This window comes from Ruegeria lacuscaerulensis (assembly GCF_013031245.1).
In the GTDB taxonomy this organism is placed as follows: domain Bacteria; phylum Pseudomonadota; class Alphaproteobacteria; order Rhodobacterales; family Rhodobacteraceae; genus Ruegeria; species Ruegeria lacuscaerulensis_C.
In genome coordinates this window covers 243,473-260,100 of record NZ_WPZL01000005.1, presented here as the reverse complement: position 1 = coordinate 260,100, position 16,628 = coordinate 243,473, and the positions used below count along the sequence as shown (strand labels likewise).

Here is a 16,628-nt window from a genome sequence, read left to right as displayed (position 1 = left end):
CCCTCATTATGCCTCTAGCGCCACGCAATGGTGCTTCATGACGCTAAGCACCCAACGGAAGCATTGAGGTTAAAAGACGGCCATTACGCCCAGAACTCAGCCCCCCCTGAGAGCCACGGAGGACTCCACAGAGGGCCTTTAGGTGACTTCAGAGGGTATACCACCCAAGAGGTCATTAGGTGCGCTCTTGAGAGTCCAATTTGCTTTAGATCGATCCAACAGACAAAGCATCCAGAACCGGAACCATCAGAACCAAAGCCATTCCTTAGCGTTCATAGTAACCCGATAGGTAGGCATATGATATATCCCTAGGTAGCAGGTACATATGCCCCCCAAGGAACCTTAGGTATTACATATGTATGCTTATCAGCGGTGATGCTTAAACAGTCATGTATATGGGTATCTATGTATAGCCCTAGACATCCCTGAAACTGCCCCCCATCACCGCTCCACCGTCATGGTCGGTCTCACATCTGAATGTTCATAGAATACGTCACCAAAGACTTCCTGAGCGCTATCAATGTCTCTGATACGGACGATGAGGCAGTCATGAACCGGAAGGGCGGGAATGTTGTATTCCCGTTTCAGTGTTAGAAGGGTTTGGTTCATGATAGTGGAGTCGATTGCTTGAAGCCGTAGAGAGTTCAGACCTCTATCCTCTAGGTCGTATAGAAAAGGGTAGCGGTCCAGAACCTTATCTTGGACGGGATCGCTCCGACTGCTGACCCTGCCATTTCCGACGATGACATTGATTGTCTGCTTAACGTCGTCCCGGTCAGTTCCTTCGATTTGGTATAAATCGGTTCCGACTTCATAACCGACACCAAACAGACCATGCAGCAAAGTAAGTTGACAAGCTTGAATGTCGATTTCAGCGGTTGCTTCACCGCCTATCTGTATGCCCTTTCTGCCTTCAGATTTCCAGTTGAGGTAGGTTGACGCAGAGCCATAAAACCGGCCTCCCATATCCCACTGATAATCCGCTGTATCCCCGTTGTTGAATAGCCGGTACAACACAGGCGGAGCGCCGAAGCTGTATTCCCACTCACTCAGAAACGCATTGATTTCCGTAACATCGGCTTCAAGCGCCTCGGACACCGCCGTTTTGGGGTATTGGATAACTCTAGCCTTGGCTTGACCCTTTAGCTTTGTTGCTCTGAGGGTGAGCGGTTTGGACTTCTTCAAGTCCTGTCTGAAATGCAGCGTTACCGTTTGGGGGGTGATACCGTGTTCAGCAAGCACGTTCAGCAACAGGGGGGTAGCTCTGAGGCGTGTGGCCCACCGTTTGTGCGGCATGTCCGGATAGTATTTCACACCATCCCAATCGGAACTGCCCCTGAAGCCGGGAACAACATCCATCAGCCCCATCAGGTGCCATTCTTCCTTTAGGGTCTCATAGTGCCGACTGGTCGCTAAGGTGTTTTTGAACTTTCCCTTGTCACTTTCTCGCCAACAGTAACCATTTGCCTCAGTATTCAGGGCTGCATCCAGCAGGTCGCCAAGCAGGGCGGCGATGGTGGCTTTTAGAGACCGGGCTGAACTAGCTGTCAGCCCTCTTTCCCTTCTCCCCTGTTTACGTTGAAACGAAATGGTTTGGCGGAGAATGGCCTCCACCACCGAATGGGCGTCTTCCGAAAAGGGCAGCATCACCAAGGACGCCATGTTCGCCACCCTCAATTCTTCGGGTTCAAAGTCTGGTTTAACAGTTGCCATGTTTTGCCTGTCATCTTGCATTTTCTGATTTCATCGCCGCCGGATAAGTTCAGGACCTAGGGCGGTTGGTTAGAGAACAGGCCGGCATGGACAATTTTCTGTAGGTGTTCAGCCAGAACACTAGCCGAGTAACCCTGACCGTAGTTCGCCCCCATTCCCTTGGTTTGCCAGCCGCAGATTGCGTCTTGGATTTCCTTTGGTACTTGGGCGTCCCTCAGCCTGTCTTGAACGGTGTGGCGGAACGAATGCGCCGACTTTTGATCCTTCCTGTCCAGCGAGAAAGACCTCAACCACTTGTTGATTGTGTTTGAAGCGTAAGTGGCCTTGTTCGCGTATGGTGAAACTCGAAAATCGATGTAGCGTGGGAACAAAAAACCGTTCTGGGCATGGTCTATGGCCCTTTTCACAGCCCACAGCCCAGCGCCGACGAGCGGCACCAGTCTTTCTGACCCTTTTGTCTTCAGGCTCCGTGCCTCATTTGGGCGCAACATCAGATAAGGGGCGGGTTCGTTCAAGAAAACGTCTTCGGCCCTCAAACCTACTGCCTCGGCACAACGCATTCCGGTGTCAGAAAGCAGGGCAATAATCCACCTAATGTCGTCATCTGCTTTGAGGCATTCGGACTGGATCAGGCTTAATTCTTCGGCGGAGAAAGGAAGCCTGTCCTTGCTGTCTTCACCTAAGTTTGGGATGTTGATGGCGTCGAAAATTCCCCGGTTCTCGATTTCATGTTCCCGACTGATGGTATTGAAGATCGGCCTTATGTCATTCAATCGCCTCTTTACGGTATCGGTCTTGTTTTTCTTCTGAAGTAAGTGGTCTCTGAACTGGTTGGCGTGGGAGCGTTTGTACTGGTCAATTGGCAGGTCACCACAGATGGAAATGAACTCCATAACCACAGTGGCACGGGTTTTTCCCTTCTTTGCCTCCGGGTCTTCCCCCTTCAGTTCCTGAAACTGTTTCAGGGCCTGAGAGAGAAATACAGGTTCCTTCGCCCCATAAAAAAACTCAGCGGCCAGTCGGTGAACAGGTGGCAAGTGTTCCCGCCAGTCAGGCGTTAGGTCTTCCGATCCAAACACACCGGCTTGGAAGAAAATTTCATCCAGAAAGGAGTCAGGCTCCAAACCGTGTTTTTTGTACTCGTCATGCTGCCCGGGTTTCAGCCCGAAAGAATCTAGAAGAGCGATGGCAGCAGAAACTGTCTCTGGCCCCGCTGTAACTTCCCCACTCCGAAGGCTTTTCCACAAGGCATCCTGTTGCATTGCCAGCCTGTGAGCCTTTGTGGCGGCCTCTTTGAGACTCTTAGTCTCCAGAGACTTGAATACTTCACCCCGTTTACTGAGGCTTGGATAGTGCTTCCGCATATCCTCCGGAACTCGCCGTCGAAAGTAGTAAACACCACCCTCTTTCTTCTGAGTAACGTACTTCGCTGAGATCATAATCGCTCCAAATTCAGCGATGACTAGAGGCATAGCGTCACCTCGTGTGTCACCTTCGAATCCAGCGAATGCGATTTAACACTTTGATATTTAAGAGATTTCATGAGTTTCGTGGTGCCCCCACACGGACTCGAACCGCGGACCTACTGATTACAAATCAGTTGCTCTACCAGCTGAGCTATAGGGGCACTTTGTGTCGATTACTGTCTCTTGTTCGCGACTGCAAGCCCATATTTTTATCTTCCTGTGGGGTTTCCAGAGTTTTCTCTCCAAACAAAGACCCGCCTCTGCATGGAGGTGCGGATTTGACTGTTCAGGTTCCAGACTGTAACCCGGCGTGTATGGCAAGAAGCAAGGACAAGGGCCGAAAATGCAGGTTGCTATCCACGCGGGGGCGGCTTTTGCCGACGAAGGGCGACTGCTCAAGTCGCTGCAGATAAACTCAAGGGCGCTGGAAAAAAACGGTGTCGCGCTTATAGGCCCACGGCGATACAGACAGGTGTTCAAACCAGCATTTGATGAGCTGGTACACGAACCTGCAGTCACTGGCTCGCATGAACGGTTGAGGGACGTTTTACCAACAGGACCGAATACCCGGCGCGTCATATTCTCAAGTGGAAATTTTGCGGGTGAAACGACCACTGCACTTCAGGAAGGGCAGTTGTATCCGCTGGCAGGTCGTCGAATGGCACTGCTGGAACAGGTATATCACGACCATGAAGTCGAACTGTTCATGGGCCTGAGAAACCTGGGAGGCTTTATCCCCAAGATTTTGATGTCATTGCCGGAAGAGACGCGGGAAAAGATTATTCAAGATACTGACCTCAGCTGCCTCAGTTGGATCGGCATGATAGAAGACATCCGAGATCTTGCGCCGGGGGTGCAGATCACACTTTGGAGCAGCGAAAACACCCCATTCATTTGGGGCGATATTGTTCGCGCCCTGGGCGATCTGCCCGAGGATACTGATCTCGCGGACGAATATGATCTGCTTTTATCTTTGCTTGACGAAACAGGGCAGGAGAAGGTGCAGACGCTGGTCAAAGAGGACGAGAGACAGGACAAAGGGGACCTGCGAAACTATCTTGCCCAAGTTTTCGAAGATCATGCCCAGCAGGACAAAATCGAAGAAGAACTGGACCTTCCCGGTTGGAACACCGAAATTGTCGACGCGTTTTCCGAGCTGCACGAGCAGGATCTGGCAAGGCTTGCTACTACGCCCGGCGTTCGGATATTGACGCCCTGAACTCTGCGCGTTTGGCGAGCGTGAAAAATTGCACCGTGTCGATTCTGACTATTCCGAAAATCGTGGTCTCGCGCCCTGCCCGGCTGAAAGACAACTACCTGCCTTCGTAGTACTGGAATAAGAGCACTTTTTTCAGGTAGGACCCAAGGCAGGCTGGCACACCTATGGGATCGAGGAGAGATTTGGGGCCAGCCTGGATCGGACGGTTGTTCCTAGTTCATTCCCAGCGCTTCTTTGTACATTTCCAGTACTGCTTCTTCTTCGGCGATATCGTCCTTGTCGCGTTTGCGCAGAGCGATCACCTTGCGCATAACTTTGGTGTCGTAGCCTCGGGCCTTGGCTTCGGCCATCACTTCCTTCTGCTGTTCCGCCAGGTCTTTCTTTTCGGCATCCAGACGTTCAATCCGTTCAACGAACTGGCGCAGTTCACCAGCAGTGACACGGTAATTGGCAGAGGCCTGATCTTCGGTCATGTCATCCATTTTTTGTCTCTCCCAGAGGTGGATTACTGATGCTTTGGCAGCGGGCAATATGCCGGATACATCGCCAGCGCACGGGCCGCAAGCGCCCATTCCCGGCCAGACTTGTGCGAACAGGGTCTATCCGTTAAGCGCAGGTAAAAATGCCAATCAATGTGAGGATTCATGTTCGAACTCATCACCTGGGGCGGAGCCGCCCTGTCGCTTGCCGGACTTGCGGGTCTGGTCTGGTGTATTCTACGAGTGATGAGGGCGCGCAAATCCGGCCTGTCGGACGACGAATTGCGCGCGGTTGTTCAAGGCGTTCTGCCGTGGAACCTTGCCTCGCTTTTTCTGTCAGTGATCGGTCTGATGGTTGTTATCCTCGGGATTTCCTTCGGATAACTACCAGCTTTAAATCGGCAGGTTGTCGAAACGCGCTTCCATGGCGTCTTCGCACAATGCCGCATCCAGCCGACGAAGGCGCGACGGTACATGCATGCCCTCTTGCCGCATGCGCTCAATCACTTTGGTCACGCTCGGCTGAAGTTCCAGCCGTCTATCGAGACACGCACCCTTTAGCTTTTTTTCCAGTTGTTCGGCTTCGGAATATAAATTTATTGCTGACATCGCCATCCTCCCTAATGCCATCACTTTTTCAGAAATAGGTAACTGTTTTAAGACCCTCAGAGATTAACCCGAATTCACGCGGAAATCCGCCTGCCTTTTGACCGCCTTTTGGGCTGTCAAACGCGATATGATGAAATTTTACTCTGATTACGATTATCCTGCATTGACCAGTATCAAATCACGCAGTGTTGATTCTGTCATATTCCGTAATTAATATATGAAATGACTGCACCGGCGGAGGGCCTGATGACACCAAAAGTGAAAGCATTTTTCGACCCCGAGACCTTTACGGTTTCTTACCTGGTGCAGGAACCCGAAGGCGTTGCGTGCGCGATCATCGACAGCGTTCTGGATTTCGATCACGCGTCAGGCCGCACAGGCACAAGTTCGGCGGATCAGATCGTTGACTACGTACGTTCAAATGGGCTGAGGGCCGAATGGATATTGGAAAGCCATGTCCACGCCGACCACCTGTCCGCAGCCCCGTACCTGCAACAGGAACTTGGCGGCAAGATCGGAATCGGTGATCAGATCGTCACCATTCAGGAAACCTTCGGCAAAATCTTCAACGAAGGCACTGAGTTTCGACGTGATGGCAGCCAGTTCGATGCCCTGTTCCGAGAGGGGGACAGTTTTCACGTCGGCCAGATGCGCGGCGACGTCCTGCACACACCCGGGCACACTCCGGCGTGCCTGACCTATGTGATCGGCGATGCCGCGTTTGTTGGTGATACGCTGTTCATGCCGGATTTCGGCACTGCGCGCTGCGACTTTCCGGGCGGGTCGTCCGAAATGCTTTACACGTCGATCCAGAAGATTCTGTCTCTGCCGGACGAAACCCGTATATTCGTCGGCCACGACTACAAGGCACCGGGGCGCGACGAGTACGCCTGGGAAACAACTGTAGGAGAACAAAAAGCGCTGAACGTTCATATCGGTCAGGGCCGTTCCATTGAGGAATTCGTTGAAATGCGCGATGCCCGGGATGCTACGCTGGCGATGCCACGACTGATCCTGCCGTCTCTGCAAGTCAATATGCGCGCGGGTCAGATGCCGCCAGCCGACGAAAAAGGCGATGTTTTCCTAAAACTTCCCGTAAACAAACTTTGAAAAGCCGAACCCGGTTCGGCAAAGGACAAAACATGCAAACAGAATACCTGTGGGGGCTGGCCGGAGGCCTGCTGATCGGTCTGGGCGCTGCCGTCTACCTATTGGGGAACGGGCGCATCATGGGGGCCAGCGGCATTTTGGGCGGGTTGGTCGACAAAAGCGACAGAACAGTTGAACGGCTGAGTTTTCTGGCAGGCGTGATTGGAATGCCGTTCTTGCTTCGACCCCTGCTCTCACCACAACCCGAAACACATCTGACCAGTAATATTGCTGTCGTGATCGCCGCGGGGCTGTTGGTCGGTGTCGGGACACGCGTTGCCAACGGATGCACTTCGGGCCACGGGGTTTGCGGAATATCCCGCTTTTCCATGCGCGGCATTGTGGCCACCATCGTTTACATCGCTGCAGGAGGGGTAACGATTGCCCTGCTTCGCCATGTCTGGGGGTTGATCTGATGCGCATCTTCATCTCTCTGTTTGCGGGGTCTTTGTTCGGTGCGGGATTGCTGATCTCAGGCATAACGGACACCACCAAAGTGCAGGGCTGGCTGGACGTGTTCGGGAATTGGGATCCAACCCTTGCCTTTGTGATGGGCGGAGCGATCCTGCCCATGCTGATCGCCTGGCGGCTGACAGGCAATCGCCAGCCTCTGACCGGGGGACAGTTTCCGACGATGTCGCAGTCCGATCCGGACCGTCGCCTCATCCTCGGCTCTGTCATGTTCGGAATGGGTTGGGGATTGGCCGGGTTGTGCCCCGGACCCGCCATCGCCTCTTTGACCTATGGCGGATATGGCGGGGTCGTTTTTCTGATCGCCATGATCGCCGGAATGTATGCAGCCCCGACCCTGGGCGCGAAACTGGACAGAACCGCAAACGCGGCCTAAGCAATTGCCATGGAGATTCGACCAATTACCCCCCGCTACGCCGTCTCGCCCCAAATCACGGTCGAGGACGTGCCGGCCATTGCCCAAGCCGGTTTTGTCAAAGTCATCTGCAACCGCCCGAATACCGAGGTCCCGGCAGACATGCAGTCGGATGCGATCGGCGAGGCCGTGCGCGCAGCGGGAATGGAATACGAAGTTCTGGAACTTACGCACCAGACCATGACGCCCGAAAACGTAGCACACCAGCGTAATCTGGCGGAAAGCTGCAGCGGACCGGTTCTGGCTTATTGCGCCTCCGGCACGCGCTGCTCGGTCGTTTGGGCCTTAGGTCAATGCGACAGGATGAGTACCGACGACATTCTGGATGCGACTACAAAGGCGGGCTATGCGCTGGAAAACCTGCGTCCAACTCTCGATCAGATTCGGGACACCGCCGACTAACTTACGCGGAATTAACTGATACTGTTCGTGTCATCGTCCTGGGGCGTTAGACCGGCCAATTGCGAAATCTCGGCCACAATCTGATCTGAATCGGAGAAATTCAGGTCCGTCGTTATCTCGTCTGTCGCGTTTGGATCGAATGGGGATGCCGCCAGAGAAATTTCCGTCGGTGCGGGCGTGCCCGATGTGCCATGCGACGAGGCAGGTGAACGAGCTTCAAGAAACTCCTCTTCCGCAGGATGGGATAGCGCTGGCAGCGGTGTGTCTTCATTTAACCGCACCGCCCGCATACCGCCGCATTGGCCCAGACGACCAATCGCAGCGCGGGTCCGGTCAATCGCCAGAATTTCCGCTCGATCCAGTCGTGACCCGGTTAATGGCAGAACGTCTCCAACGCCCAAATGGGACAACGAGGCCAACGGCAACGACATCCGGCAAATCACCGTGTTCAGTTCAGCACGTAAAACACCGGACGCCTGTTCAAGATTAGGTCCGATATCCTCCTGCCTTAGATCGGTGTCATCACTCTCAACTGGTCGATCCGGCAAGAAAACCGAAATAAGCCCCTGCCGCAATCCACCACCCAATTCCACGGTCAGGTCAAAAGCCCGATACGCGTCTTCGACCATCGCCAGAGACAGGGTCCGCAGATCAGCAAGGCGAGCAGTAAACTCATAGCCTGACATGTTGGACTGATCCCCCGGCGCATCCACCAGCGACGCGGCACGCGCCAATGCGTCTTCAGCCAACGGCGCCACCATTGCGGCATCTGTGTCCGTAAAGGCGCGAGGTGCAGGGGGCTCTGGCATCAACTCACCAATGGTCTGCACCTGAACCACCGCCGATACAACGCTCAGATCCATGCAAATAGCTGCTGATGCTCCATCACTGTTCGAAAACTGCAACAGGAGCCGCTCTTCCCCAACATTTCTCGTCAGGGCGTCCGGCGTTTGACACGATTGCTTTGCGCCAATGATGGCCAGCGGCAATTGCAACTCATCCCCGGCCGCCCGGGCAAAGGCAAGTCGCAGCGCGCGCAGGACGGAACGCGGCTTGTCGCTCTGCTCGTCCTGTCCTGCTGAAAGCTTGCGCACCAAAGCTGCGCTGACACTCTGCGTCATGCCCGAAACCGTTATTCGTTGCTGAACCTGATACCCGGTCTAACCCACCGCAGGTTACGAATGTCTTTACATCCGCGTCACTGAGCGGCCTGCTGATACGCCAGCGGTAACCTGACACGGAACGCGCCGCCGCCCTGGCCAGGCAGATAGCTGATCTCGCCACCCAGGCGTTGCATGATCTCGCGGCAGATCGCCAGGCCCAGCCCTGCACCACCCGCCTTGTCCACCCCGACGCGAGCAAACTTTTCGAACACCATAGAGCGGGCCTCGGGCGGGATGCCGCTGCCATTGTCGGCAAAATCGATCACGACCTGCCCGCCGACATCATGCGCGGAAATCGTCAATACCGGGTCGTCGGCATCGCAATACTTCTGCGCGTTCGAAATCAGATTTATGAACACCTGGCCCAGCCGATCCAAATCCGTGCGCAGCGGAATGCGTTCCGATGCCTTTGACCGGCGCACTGTAAGTGTCTGACTGGTTCCGGCCAACGCACTTGAGACCGCCCTGTCCAGAACCGAGCGCAGCGTGTCTCCGCCCATATTCAGGCTGACCCGACCGCTTTCCAGTACGCTCAGGTCAAGAAGATCGTCCAGCAATCGGGTCAGGCGCAGTGCCTCGTCATGGATGATCGCTGCATAGCGGGTTTGCTCCTCGCTGCTCAACCCGTCCGTGTCGCGCATAATCTCGGAAAAGGCACGGATCGAGGTCATGGGTGTACGTAATTCATGGCTGACCTGACTGAGAAAGCTATCCTTCTGCTCTGAAATCTGCGTCAGCTTGGTGTTTGCCTCACGCAGTTGTCGCGCGGTCCGGCTGAGCTCGGCGGATTTCACCTCCAACTGGCTGGAATACTCCAGCATTTGGGCAGATTCGTCGGCCACAGCTAACAGGTCCTCGACCGAGACCGAGGACCCTCCAACGATCTGGCCAATCATCGCGTGGGCCGTAGCCGCGCCGACCGAGCCGCTCAGTTCGCGTTCCAGTCGTTCCAGAAACGCGGGCGTCGGTTCAGGCAGGCTGGAGCGACCGCCCTGCTGTTCGGCTTCGGCCTGAAAGAATTCCTGCGCCGGGCCCGCGCCCAGAATGCGCTGTGTCATGATCATGAGGTCTTCGCTCTGCGCCACTGAGCCGGTCCAGCCACGCAGCGCAACCGAGTGGTCGAATACGTTGACAAATTGCGCCCCCTGCAGGCGCTCCAGCGGGCTGGGAAAGCTCAGCAGCGACGCGACGCAAAAGGCCACCGTGTTCAGGGACAGCGACCACATCACGGTGTGCACCATCGGGTCCATCCCTTCGATCCCGAACAGTGCTTGCGGGCGCAGCCAGCCCCAGCCAAACGGGCCGTTTTGCAGGACGGAATCGGGCATTAGGGCACCACCCATCCCCGGCAGCAAGAGTGTATAAATCCAAAGCAGGAACCCGACCGTCAGCCCGACAAGCGCGCCGGTTCGCGTGGCACCCCGCCAGAACAATCCGCCGACCAGCGCCGGCAGAATCTGGGAAATCCCGGCAAAGGCCACCAGCCCGATCGAGGTTAATGCGGCCCCACCCCCGGACAGGCGATAGTAAAAGAACCCCAGCGCCATGATGACCGCAATCGACACGCGGCGCGCCATCAGAACGACGTTCCGGACGTCGCCTGAAACCGAGCCGGACCCCTCTTGTGTGCTCAGCCAGATCGGCATGACCAAATGGTTGGAAACCATAGTCGACAGCGCCATCGCCGTTACGATGACCATCGACGTAGCCGAGGAAAACCCACCGATAAAGGACAACATTGCCAGCCAGTCATTGCCCTGAGACAAGGGCACGGTCAGAACGAACAGATCCGGGTTCGACCCCTCTGGCATAAGATCCAGACCGACAACCGCGATCGGAACCACGAAGAGGCTTATTAGCAGAAGGTAAAGCGGGAAAGCCCAGGCAGCTGTTCTCAAATGGCCTTCATCCGCGTTTTCCACTACCATCACCTGAAACATGCGTGGCAGGCAGATGAAGGCCGCAGCAGACAGAAAGATCAACGTCGTCCAACGCCCTGCATTCACGTTCCATTGGCCGATCTCCGACGCGTCGATGCGATCCATCATCGGAGCGACGCCACCGGCGATACCCCAAACCACGAAGATGCCGACGGCGAGCAAAGCAAACAGTTTTACAACCGATTCCAACGCAATGGCGGTTACTACTCCATGATGGCGCTCATTGGCGTCCAGATTGCGCGTTCCAAACAGAATGGCAAAAACGGCAAGTCCTGCGGCCACCCAAAACACGCTGGACCCTTCGCGGTAAAAGCCCGACGGATCGGCCTCGGCAAAGATGGAAAATGACAAGGTGATGGATTGCAATTGCAACGCAATGTACGGGGTTCCACCAAGCACTGCCAGAATGGTCACACAAATCGCCAATGTGTTGGACTTTCCATACCGCGATGAGATCAGGTCGGCGATAGACGTCACGCGTTGACTGCGCCCAACCCGCACGAGTTTGCGCAGACCCCACCACCAACTGATCATTACCAGGGTTGGCCCCAGATAGATCGTTACGAACTCCAGCCCCGACCGAGCAGCGTTACCTACGGCACCATAGAAGGTCCAGGCCGTGCAATAGATCGACAGAGAAAGCGTATAGATCAGCGGCGACCGCAGCCACGCCCCCCGCCCTGCCGCAGCTATTCGATCCGCGGCGAATGCCACCCCGAACAGCAACACCACATAACCAAGGCAAACCAGGATCAGGACGTTCAGCGTTGCCATCGGTCCGACTCCGCCTCGGAATCGTCACGTGCCACCATACGTCTGGCGGCAATCCCAAAAATGAGGCTGGCCACGATCATCGCCGCCCAGCAAGTGAAAATATAAAAGATCGCCGACGACAGAGGAACGCCGTCCTGCGTGTCTTGACCACCCGGCCACAGGAGCGGAAGCGCAAGCAGGGCAGCACCAAGAAACGGAAGCAGGCGCGCAGCGTCGGTCAACCTGCGCCGACGATAGCTCTGCCGCTCAAGAAACAGCGAAGGCCGGGCGCCCGATGGCTGGTGGTCTTCGTCCGGACTCATGACTGCGTCGCCTGCGCGTGCAGGTCACGTACCGCAGTCAGCATCTCAGTATTCGAAAAGGGTTTGGTCATGAAACGACTGACCCCAGCGTTTTCGGCCATTTCCCGGTCCCGCGACTGGCCACGGGCCGTCAGCATCAGAACCGGCAGCCCCTGCATGTCTTCCAGTTCACGCAGATCACGCAGAATCTCCATGCCGCTTTTGCCCGGCAACATCACATCCAAAATGACAAGATCAGGGTTCGCTCCCTGAATGACCTGAACCGCGTCCGTTCCATCGGCATGCGTGTCGACCTGCCATCCTTCGCGCGTCAACAGGAACCGAATGGCCTCGGCTATGTTCGGCTCATCCTCGATTAACAGAACCCTACGGCTCATGATTTTAAGTCCTCCCCGTGACGGGTTGCATACCCACCAACCTGTCGCCTCCAGCTTACGCGCACTGTCAGGAAACTGTCAAAAACCTTCGCTTAGAATCGATGGCTCGCGGCGCGACTCACAGTCGCTGTTGGGGCACACCCGACAACTGGGGCCGACCCGGGATACAGCCTGATCGTCCTGCGCGACATCCTCGACCGAGCGCACCAGCATGACCGAGCGATAGACAGGCCCCTCATCATAGCCGGATATGGCCTGAGGCCAAGCGTGCGCGTAGCAGTCGAACACTGCCGCCGTTCGGCCGAGCTGCACAACGCGCTTGCGGATGGGCACCAGAGGCCTGTTCAGCGCCTGGAACAACGGCCACAGTGGACAGGCTTCGCCAAAGCGGGGCATGGCGAAACCTGAAACGGATTTGCTGAACAATATACTGCCAGAGGCATCACAGACCACCAACCCGGTCGGCCGACCCAGATACCCATCCGGCAGCGCAGCAAGACGCCTGAGCACCGTCGCCAAATCCACCGAGAATTTTGCCGCCAACTGTAAAGGGTCAAGCCCCGCGCCATCCAACGCCGCCTTCACTTCAATCAGAGGCATTGCCCTTGCGTCAGAGGCATAAACGTCCAGAAAATCCCGGGTCAATGTCTTTGCGGCACTCGAATCCAGTTCTCCCAGATCGATATCCGCACCATCCCCGCCCTCTTCGATTTGGGGAAAATGGTGGCCATTGGAGTCAAAAAAGGCTTCGACATCCTCCAGCGGAACACCGCGGCGGTCCTCGGCAGAATCGCTGTCATCCAAATAAGCCACCAGTGACTTGGAGCTGTCCGCCAGCCGTTCTGCATCCTGATGCAGGTTGCGGTGGAACTTGTCCTGCCACTCGGGCTCGATTTCTTCCGTATCCGCAAGGATCGCCGCCGTCGAGCGAATCGCAGCTGCAGTCGACAGCACCTCATGCATGGATGCCGCCAGATGCGGATCGTGGGTCAAACGGTCGGATAATGTCTCAACGGTGCGCTCCAATGACACCACACGGCGGTGCATCTGTGCCAGCACGCCGGCCCATCCGGGAAACCGCCCGGCAAATTCCTCAAGCCCGTCCAGTTCTGCTTGCTGTCCGACCGCATCCGCGGCGGCCTCACGCAATGCGGATATCAGTGTGGCCTCGATCCCTTGCGTCAGCACCGAAGGCTCAACGACCAGCGCCGCCGCAATATCGACCAGCAACTTACCCCCAATCCGACGGCGGTTGTGTTCGATCAGGTTCAGGTAAGACGCGGAAATTCCCACCTGACGCGCAAGTTCCGCTTGCCTCAGACCGGCAATCTGGCGCCTTTCCCGAATTCGGCTGCCTGTCAACGTATCGCGCATGTCCTCGCCCCTCCCAAGGCGGAACCTTCTTAGTGAAAGTTCTTCCTATTTTCAGAACTTCTGATGTATTTCTATTAGTTAAGTCAGAATTTTCAAAGGCTGTTTACAAACTTAACAACAAAAAACCGCCCGGCGCATTGCAGGCGTAACCAGAATCTGTCCATCACCCCTTCTAATTTCGCTTAAATCCCGGCACGATAGCCGGATGAGCGACCCCGCGTTTGAATATGCACCAATTGGCCTGGTCGAATTGGAAAACCGGATCATCCGGCGCTGCAATCTGCAGTTCGCCCGCACGTTTGGCGGTGGCGAAGAAGACTACCGGAACATGCCGCTTTTGCATCTTTATCCTTCAGTGGCCGATTGGGAGAGGATTGGCGCGCGAGGTTTGCAGGTGATGCGGGCGACCGGGTATTACACGGACGAACGCGTCATGCGTCGGCGGGACGGTGATCTGTTCTGGTGCCGTGCGCGTGGCCGCTCGCTGACTCCGGACGACCCTTTCCGGCACGGAATCTGGAGCTTTTCGGATATTTCCGAGGAACGCCCCCTGGTCGAACTGACCGCACGTGAGCGCGAAGTGGCGATCCTGTCGTGTCGCGGCCTGTCCGCAAAGGAAATTGGCGTGGAACTGGGCCTCAGCTATCGCACGATCGAGGCCTACCGTGCGCGCCTGTTAGAGAAATTCGGGGCACGAAAATTGCCCGAACTGGTGGCGAAACTTTCTGGAATGCCGCTGTAAACCCCTTTCCCCCTCGTAATCTCGGGTAAAACCCCCATCTGACAGGCCGAGACGCGCTTTTCATGACCGGGCGCATGGCTTATAACGCTGCGTAATCAGACCAAAGCCCGCGCGATACAGACGGGCCAAAGGGGAACCGTCGAGGACACTCATGACAGACACCAAACACGAAGCGGATGTGGCATTCATCAAAGCATTGGCTGAATTGCTGCGCGACAACGACCTGACCGAGCTGCAGGTCAAACGCGAATATGGCGAGGAAGACAGTCTGAATGTGCGCGTCAGCCGCATGAACCAGGCTGCGCCCGCCCCCGTGCAGGTCGCCGTTCCAACCGCAGCTCCGGTTGCACCTGCCGCCGCCGCTGCCGCCCCTGCCGCCGCCGAGGCACCTGCTGCTGCAGAAGATCCTGCCAGCCATCCCGGTGCGGTGACTTCGCCCATGGTCGGTACCGTCTACATGCAGCCGGAACCAGGCGCGCCCTCTTTCATTTCGGTCGGTGCTTCAGTGTCCGAAGGCGACACGCTGCTGATCGTTGAAGCAATGAAAACCATGAACCACATTCACGCACCCAAATCGGGCACCATCAAACGCATCCTTGTGGGCGATGGCGACGCAGTGGAATTCGGCACACCTCTGGTCATTGTTGAGTAAGGCGGGCCCATGTTCGACAAGATCCTGATTGCCAACCGAGGTGAGATCGCGCTGCGCGTGATCCGCGCTGCGCGCGAGATGGGGGTCAAGACGGTCGCCGTCCATTCCACCGCCGACAGTGACGCAATGCATGTGCGCATGGCGGACGAATCGGTGTGCATTGGCCCTCCACCCAGCCCGCAAAGCTATCTGTCTGTACCCGCGATCATCTCGGCCTGTGAAATTACCGGCGCGCAGGCGATCCATCCGGGTTATGGCTTTTTGTCCGAGAATGCCGAGTTTGTGCAGATCGTCGAGGACCACGGCATCACCTTCATTGGCCCCACCGCGGAACATATCCGCATCATGGGCGACAAGATCACCGCCAAGGACACGATGAAAGCGCTGGGTGTGCCTTGCGTTCCGGGTTCGGACGGTGGCGTGCCAGATCTGGCAACTGCCAAAAAAATTGGTGAGGAATTCGGCTATCCCGTCATCATCAAAGCCACCGCAGGTGGCGGCGGTCGCGGCATGAAGGTCGCGATGAACGCCAATGAGATGGAAAGCGCCTTTATGACCGCGCGCGCCGAGGGCAAGGCCGCCTTTGGCAATGACGAGGTCTATATAGAGAAATACCTGACCACGCCGCGCCATATCGAGATTCAGGTCTTTGGCGATGGCAAAGGAAAGGCCGTCCATCTGGGCGAGCGCGACTGCTCTTTGCAGCGTCGCCACCAGAAAGTGTTTGAAGAGGCCCCTGGCCCCTGCATCACCCCTGAAGAGCGTGCAAAGATCGGCAAGGTCTGCGCCGACGCCGTAGCCAAGATCAACTATATCGGCGCGGGCACCATCGAGTTCCTGTATGAAAACGGCGAGTTCTACTTCATCGAGATGAACACCCGCCTGCAGGTGGAACACCCGGTGACCGAGGGCATATTCGGCGTCGATCTGGTTCGCGAACAAATCCTCGTCGCGGCGGGCGAGCCGATGTCATTCGGTCAGGATGATCTGGTAATCAATGGCCATGCCATCGAGGTTCGGATCAACGCCGAAAAGCTGCCAAACTTCTCGCCCTGCCCAGGCAAGATTACGGCCTACCACGCGCCGGGCGGTCTGGGAGTGCGTATGGATTCGGCGCTCTATGACGGATACTCGATTCCCCCGTATTATGACTCGCTGATCGCCAAGCTCATCGTTCAGGGCCGCGACCGCGACGAGGCCCTGGCCCGTCTGAACCGCGCATTGGGAGAGTTGATCGTGGACGGCATCGACACCACCGTACCCTTGTTCCATGCCCTGTTGCAGGAGCCCGACATCCACAGCGGCGACTACAACATCCACTGGCTGGAGCGCTGGCTTGCGGAGAACATGGCTGAATAAAACAGAAAGGTCGAAGGGCCCA

The 16,628-nt window shown here is 56.4% G+C and carries 18 protein-coding genes and 1 tRNA gene; 9 read left to right on the top strand and 10 right to left on the bottom strand.

The window, feature by feature from the left end; translation table 11 throughout:
- Positions 1-441 precede the first annotated feature (441 nt).
- From GOX66_RS09485 to GOX66_RS09475, 3 genes are all read right to left on the bottom strand, one after another.
- Positions 442-1,734 (bottom strand): hypothetical protein, encoded by a 1,293-nt coding sequence (locus GOX66_RS09485; protein WP_170761941.1) that lies wholly within the window; start codon positions 1,732-1,734, stop codon positions 442-444.
- 35 nt (positions 1,735-1,769) lie between these two features.
- Complete coding sequence (locus GOX66_RS09480; protein ID WP_170761939.1) at positions 1,770-3,185, bottom strand: DUF6538 domain-containing protein; 1,416 nt, start codon at positions 3,183-3,185, stop codon at positions 1,770-1,772.
- A 79-nt stretch (positions 3,186-3,264) separates the two neighbouring features.
- A tRNA-Thr gene (locus GOX66_RS09475) sits at positions 3,265-3,340 on the bottom strand.
- Positions 3,341-3,522: 182 nt separating this feature from the next.
- Here GOX66_RS09475 and GOX66_RS09470 point away from each other — a divergent pair.
- On the top strand, positions 3,523-4,398 hold the full coding sequence (locus GOX66_RS09470; protein WP_170761937.1) for a hypothetical protein: 876 nt from the start codon (positions 3,523-3,525) through the stop codon (positions 4,396-4,398).
- A gap of 212 nt (positions 4,399-4,610) precedes the next feature.
- Here the strand turns inward: GOX66_RS09470 and GOX66_RS09465 are convergent, their stop codons facing one another.
- A complete protein-coding gene (locus GOX66_RS09465; RefSeq protein WP_170761935.1) occupies positions 4,611-4,880 on the bottom strand; it encodes a DUF2312 domain-containing protein in 270 nt (89 codons plus the stop codon).
- Between the two features lie 162 nt (positions 4,881-5,042).
- Here GOX66_RS09465 and GOX66_RS09460 point away from each other — a divergent pair, with 162 nt between their 5' ends.
- Entirely contained in the window at positions 5,043-5,261 is a 219-nt protein-coding gene (locus GOX66_RS09460; RefSeq protein ID WP_170761933.1) for a hypothetical protein, read from the top strand.
- A gap of 9 nt (positions 5,262-5,270) precedes the next feature.
- Here GOX66_RS09460 and GOX66_RS09455 read toward each other — a convergent pair whose 3' ends face one another.
- Positions 5,271-5,486 (bottom strand): hypothetical protein, encoded by a 216-nt coding sequence (locus tag GOX66_RS09455; RefSeq protein ID WP_170761931.1) that lies wholly within the window; start codon positions 5,484-5,486, stop codon positions 5,271-5,273.
- A gap of 246 nt (positions 5,487-5,732) precedes the next feature.
- Here GOX66_RS09455 and GOX66_RS09450 point away from each other — a divergent pair, with 246 nt between their 5' ends.
- The 4 genes from GOX66_RS09450 to GOX66_RS09435 are packed head-to-tail and all read left to right on the top strand — an operon-like array spanning position 5,733 to position 7,923.
- Entirely contained in the window at positions 5,733-6,596 is an 864-nt protein-coding gene (locus GOX66_RS09450; protein ID WP_170761929.1) for an MBL fold metallo-hydrolase, read from the top strand.
- 32 nt (positions 6,597-6,628) lie between these two features.
- Entirely contained in the window at positions 6,629-7,051 is a 423-nt protein-coding gene (locus GOX66_RS09445) for a YeeE/YedE family protein (protein WP_170761927.1), read from the top strand.
- A complete protein-coding gene (locus GOX66_RS09440) occupies positions 7,051-7,482 on the top strand; it encodes a DUF6691 family protein (RefSeq protein ID WP_170761925.1) in 432 nt (143 codons plus the stop codon). The genes GOX66_RS09445 and GOX66_RS09440 overlap by 1 nt, the downstream gene beginning before the upstream one ends.
- A gap of 9 nt (positions 7,483-7,491) precedes the next feature.
- Entirely contained in the window at positions 7,492-7,923 is a 432-nt protein-coding gene (locus GOX66_RS09435) for a protein tyrosine phosphatase family protein (protein WP_170761923.1), read from the top strand.
- A gap of 11 nt (positions 7,924-7,934) precedes the next feature.
- Here GOX66_RS09435 and GOX66_RS09430 read toward each other — a convergent pair whose 3' ends face one another.
- The 5 genes from GOX66_RS09430 to GOX66_RS09410 form a co-directional block, all read right to left on the bottom strand.
- The gene (locus GOX66_RS09430; RefSeq protein ID WP_170761922.1) at positions 7,935-9,044 is read right to left on the bottom strand and encodes a FliM/FliN family flagellar motor switch protein; all 1,110 of its coding nucleotides are present in this window, start codon (positions 9,042-9,044) and stop codon (positions 7,935-7,937) included.
- A gap of 77 nt (positions 9,045-9,121) precedes the next feature.
- Complete coding sequence (locus tag GOX66_RS09425) at positions 9,122-11,800, bottom strand: sensor histidine kinase (RefSeq protein ID WP_170761921.1); 2,679 nt, start codon at positions 11,798-11,800, stop codon at positions 9,122-9,124.
- On the bottom strand, positions 11,788-12,102 hold the full coding sequence (locus GOX66_RS09420) for a hypothetical protein (protein WP_170761920.1): 315 nt from the start codon (positions 12,100-12,102) through the stop codon (positions 11,788-11,790). The genes GOX66_RS09425 and GOX66_RS09420 overlap by 13 nt, the downstream gene beginning before the upstream one ends.
- The gene (locus tag GOX66_RS09415) at positions 12,099-12,479 is read right to left on the bottom strand and encodes a response regulator transcription factor (protein WP_170761919.1); all 381 of its coding nucleotides are present in this window, start codon (positions 12,477-12,479) and stop codon (positions 12,099-12,101) included. Before GOX66_RS09415 ends, GOX66_RS09420 begins: the two co-directional genes overlap by 4 nt.
- Before the next feature lie 78 nt (positions 12,480-12,557).
- A complete protein-coding gene (locus GOX66_RS09410) occupies positions 12,558-13,853 on the bottom strand; it encodes a helix-turn-helix domain-containing protein (protein WP_170761918.1) in 1,296 nt (431 codons plus the stop codon).
- Between the two features lie 205 nt (positions 13,854-14,058).
- On the opposite strand from GOX66_RS09410, the gene GOX66_RS09405 reads away from it, so the two are divergent.
- The 3 genes from GOX66_RS09405 (at position 14,059) to accC (ending at position 16,606) form a co-directional block, all read left to right on the top strand.
- Positions 14,059-14,595, top strand: coding sequence for a helix-turn-helix domain-containing protein (locus GOX66_RS09405; protein WP_170761916.1), 537 nt, complete (start codon positions 14,059-14,061; stop codon positions 14,593-14,595).
- 151 nt (positions 14,596-14,746) lie between these two features.
- Positions 14,747-15,247 (top strand): acetyl-CoA carboxylase biotin carboxyl carrier protein, encoded by a 501-nt coding sequence (accB, locus tag GOX66_RS09400; protein ID WP_170761913.1) that lies wholly within the window; start codon positions 14,747-14,749, stop codon positions 15,245-15,247.
- Positions 15,248-15,256: 9 nt separating this feature from the next.
- Positions 15,257-16,606: an acetyl-CoA carboxylase biotin carboxylase subunit gene (gene accC / locus GOX66_RS09395; protein WP_170761911.1), complete on the top strand. Its 1,350-nt coding sequence runs from the start codon at positions 15,257-15,259 to the stop codon at positions 16,604-16,606.
- Positions 16,607-16,628 lie beyond the last annotated feature (22 nt).

Excerpts from the sequence above, each read along its gene's own strand:
- GOX66_RS09485 (WP_170761941.1), bottom strand. The coding sequence starts at position 1,734 with ATGCAAGATGACAGGCAAAACATGGCAACTGTTAAACCAGACTTTGAA.
- GOX66_RS09480 (WP_170761939.1), bottom strand. The coding sequence starts at position 3,185 with ATGCCTCTAGTCATCGCTGAATTTGGAGCGATTATGATCTCAGCGAAG.
- GOX66_RS09470 (WP_170761937.1), top strand. The coding sequence starts at position 3,523 with ATGCAGGTTGCTATCCACGCGGGGGCGGCTTTTGCCGACGAAGGGCGA.
- GOX66_RS09465 (WP_170761935.1), bottom strand. The coding sequence starts at position 4,880 with ATGGATGACATGACCGAAGATCAGGCCTCTGCCAATTACCGTGTCACT.
- GOX66_RS09460 (WP_170761933.1), top strand. The coding sequence starts at position 5,043 with ATGTTCGAACTCATCACCTGGGGCGGAGCCGCCCTGTCGCTTGCCGGA.
- GOX66_RS09455 (WP_170761931.1), bottom strand. The coding sequence starts at position 5,486 with ATGTCAGCAATAAATTTATATTCCGAAGCCGAACAACTGGAAAAAAAG.
- GOX66_RS09450 (WP_170761929.1), top strand. The coding sequence starts at position 5,733 with ATGACACCAAAAGTGAAAGCATTTTTCGACCCCGAGACCTTTACGGTT.
- GOX66_RS09445 (WP_170761927.1), top strand. The coding sequence starts at position 6,629 with ATGCAAACAGAATACCTGTGGGGGCTGGCCGGAGGCCTGCTGATCGGT.
- GOX66_RS09440 (WP_170761925.1), top strand. The coding sequence starts at position 7,051 with ATGCGCATCTTCATCTCTCTGTTTGCGGGGTCTTTGTTCGGTGCGGGA.
- GOX66_RS09435 (WP_170761923.1), top strand. The coding sequence starts at position 7,492 with ATGGAGATTCGACCAATTACCCCCCGCTACGCCGTCTCGCCCCAAATC.
- GOX66_RS09430 (WP_170761922.1), bottom strand. The coding sequence starts at position 9,044 with ATGACGCAGAGTGTCAGCGCAGCTTTGGTGCGCAAGCTTTCAGCAGGA.
- GOX66_RS09425 (WP_170761921.1), bottom strand. The coding sequence starts at position 11,800 with ATGGCAACGCTGAACGTCCTGATCCTGGTTTGCCTTGGTTATGTGGTG.
- GOX66_RS09420 (WP_170761920.1), bottom strand. The coding sequence starts at position 12,102 with ATGAGTCCGGACGAAGACCACCAGCCATCGGGCGCCCGGCCTTCGCTG.
- GOX66_RS09415 (WP_170761919.1), bottom strand. The coding sequence starts at position 12,479 with ATGAGCCGTAGGGTTCTGTTAATCGAGGATGAGCCGAACATAGCCGAG.
- GOX66_RS09410 (WP_170761918.1), bottom strand. The coding sequence starts at position 13,853 with ATGCGCGATACGTTGACAGGCAGCCGAATTCGGGAAAGGCGCCAGATT.
- GOX66_RS09405 (WP_170761916.1), top strand. The coding sequence starts at position 14,059 with ATGAGCGACCCCGCGTTTGAATATGCACCAATTGGCCTGGTCGAATTG.
- accB (WP_170761913.1), top strand. The coding sequence starts at position 14,747 with ATGACAGACACCAAACACGAAGCGGATGTGGCATTCATCAAAGCATTG.
- accC (WP_170761911.1), top strand. The coding sequence starts at position 15,257 with ATGTTCGACAAGATCCTGATTGCCAACCGAGGTGAGATCGCGCTGCGC.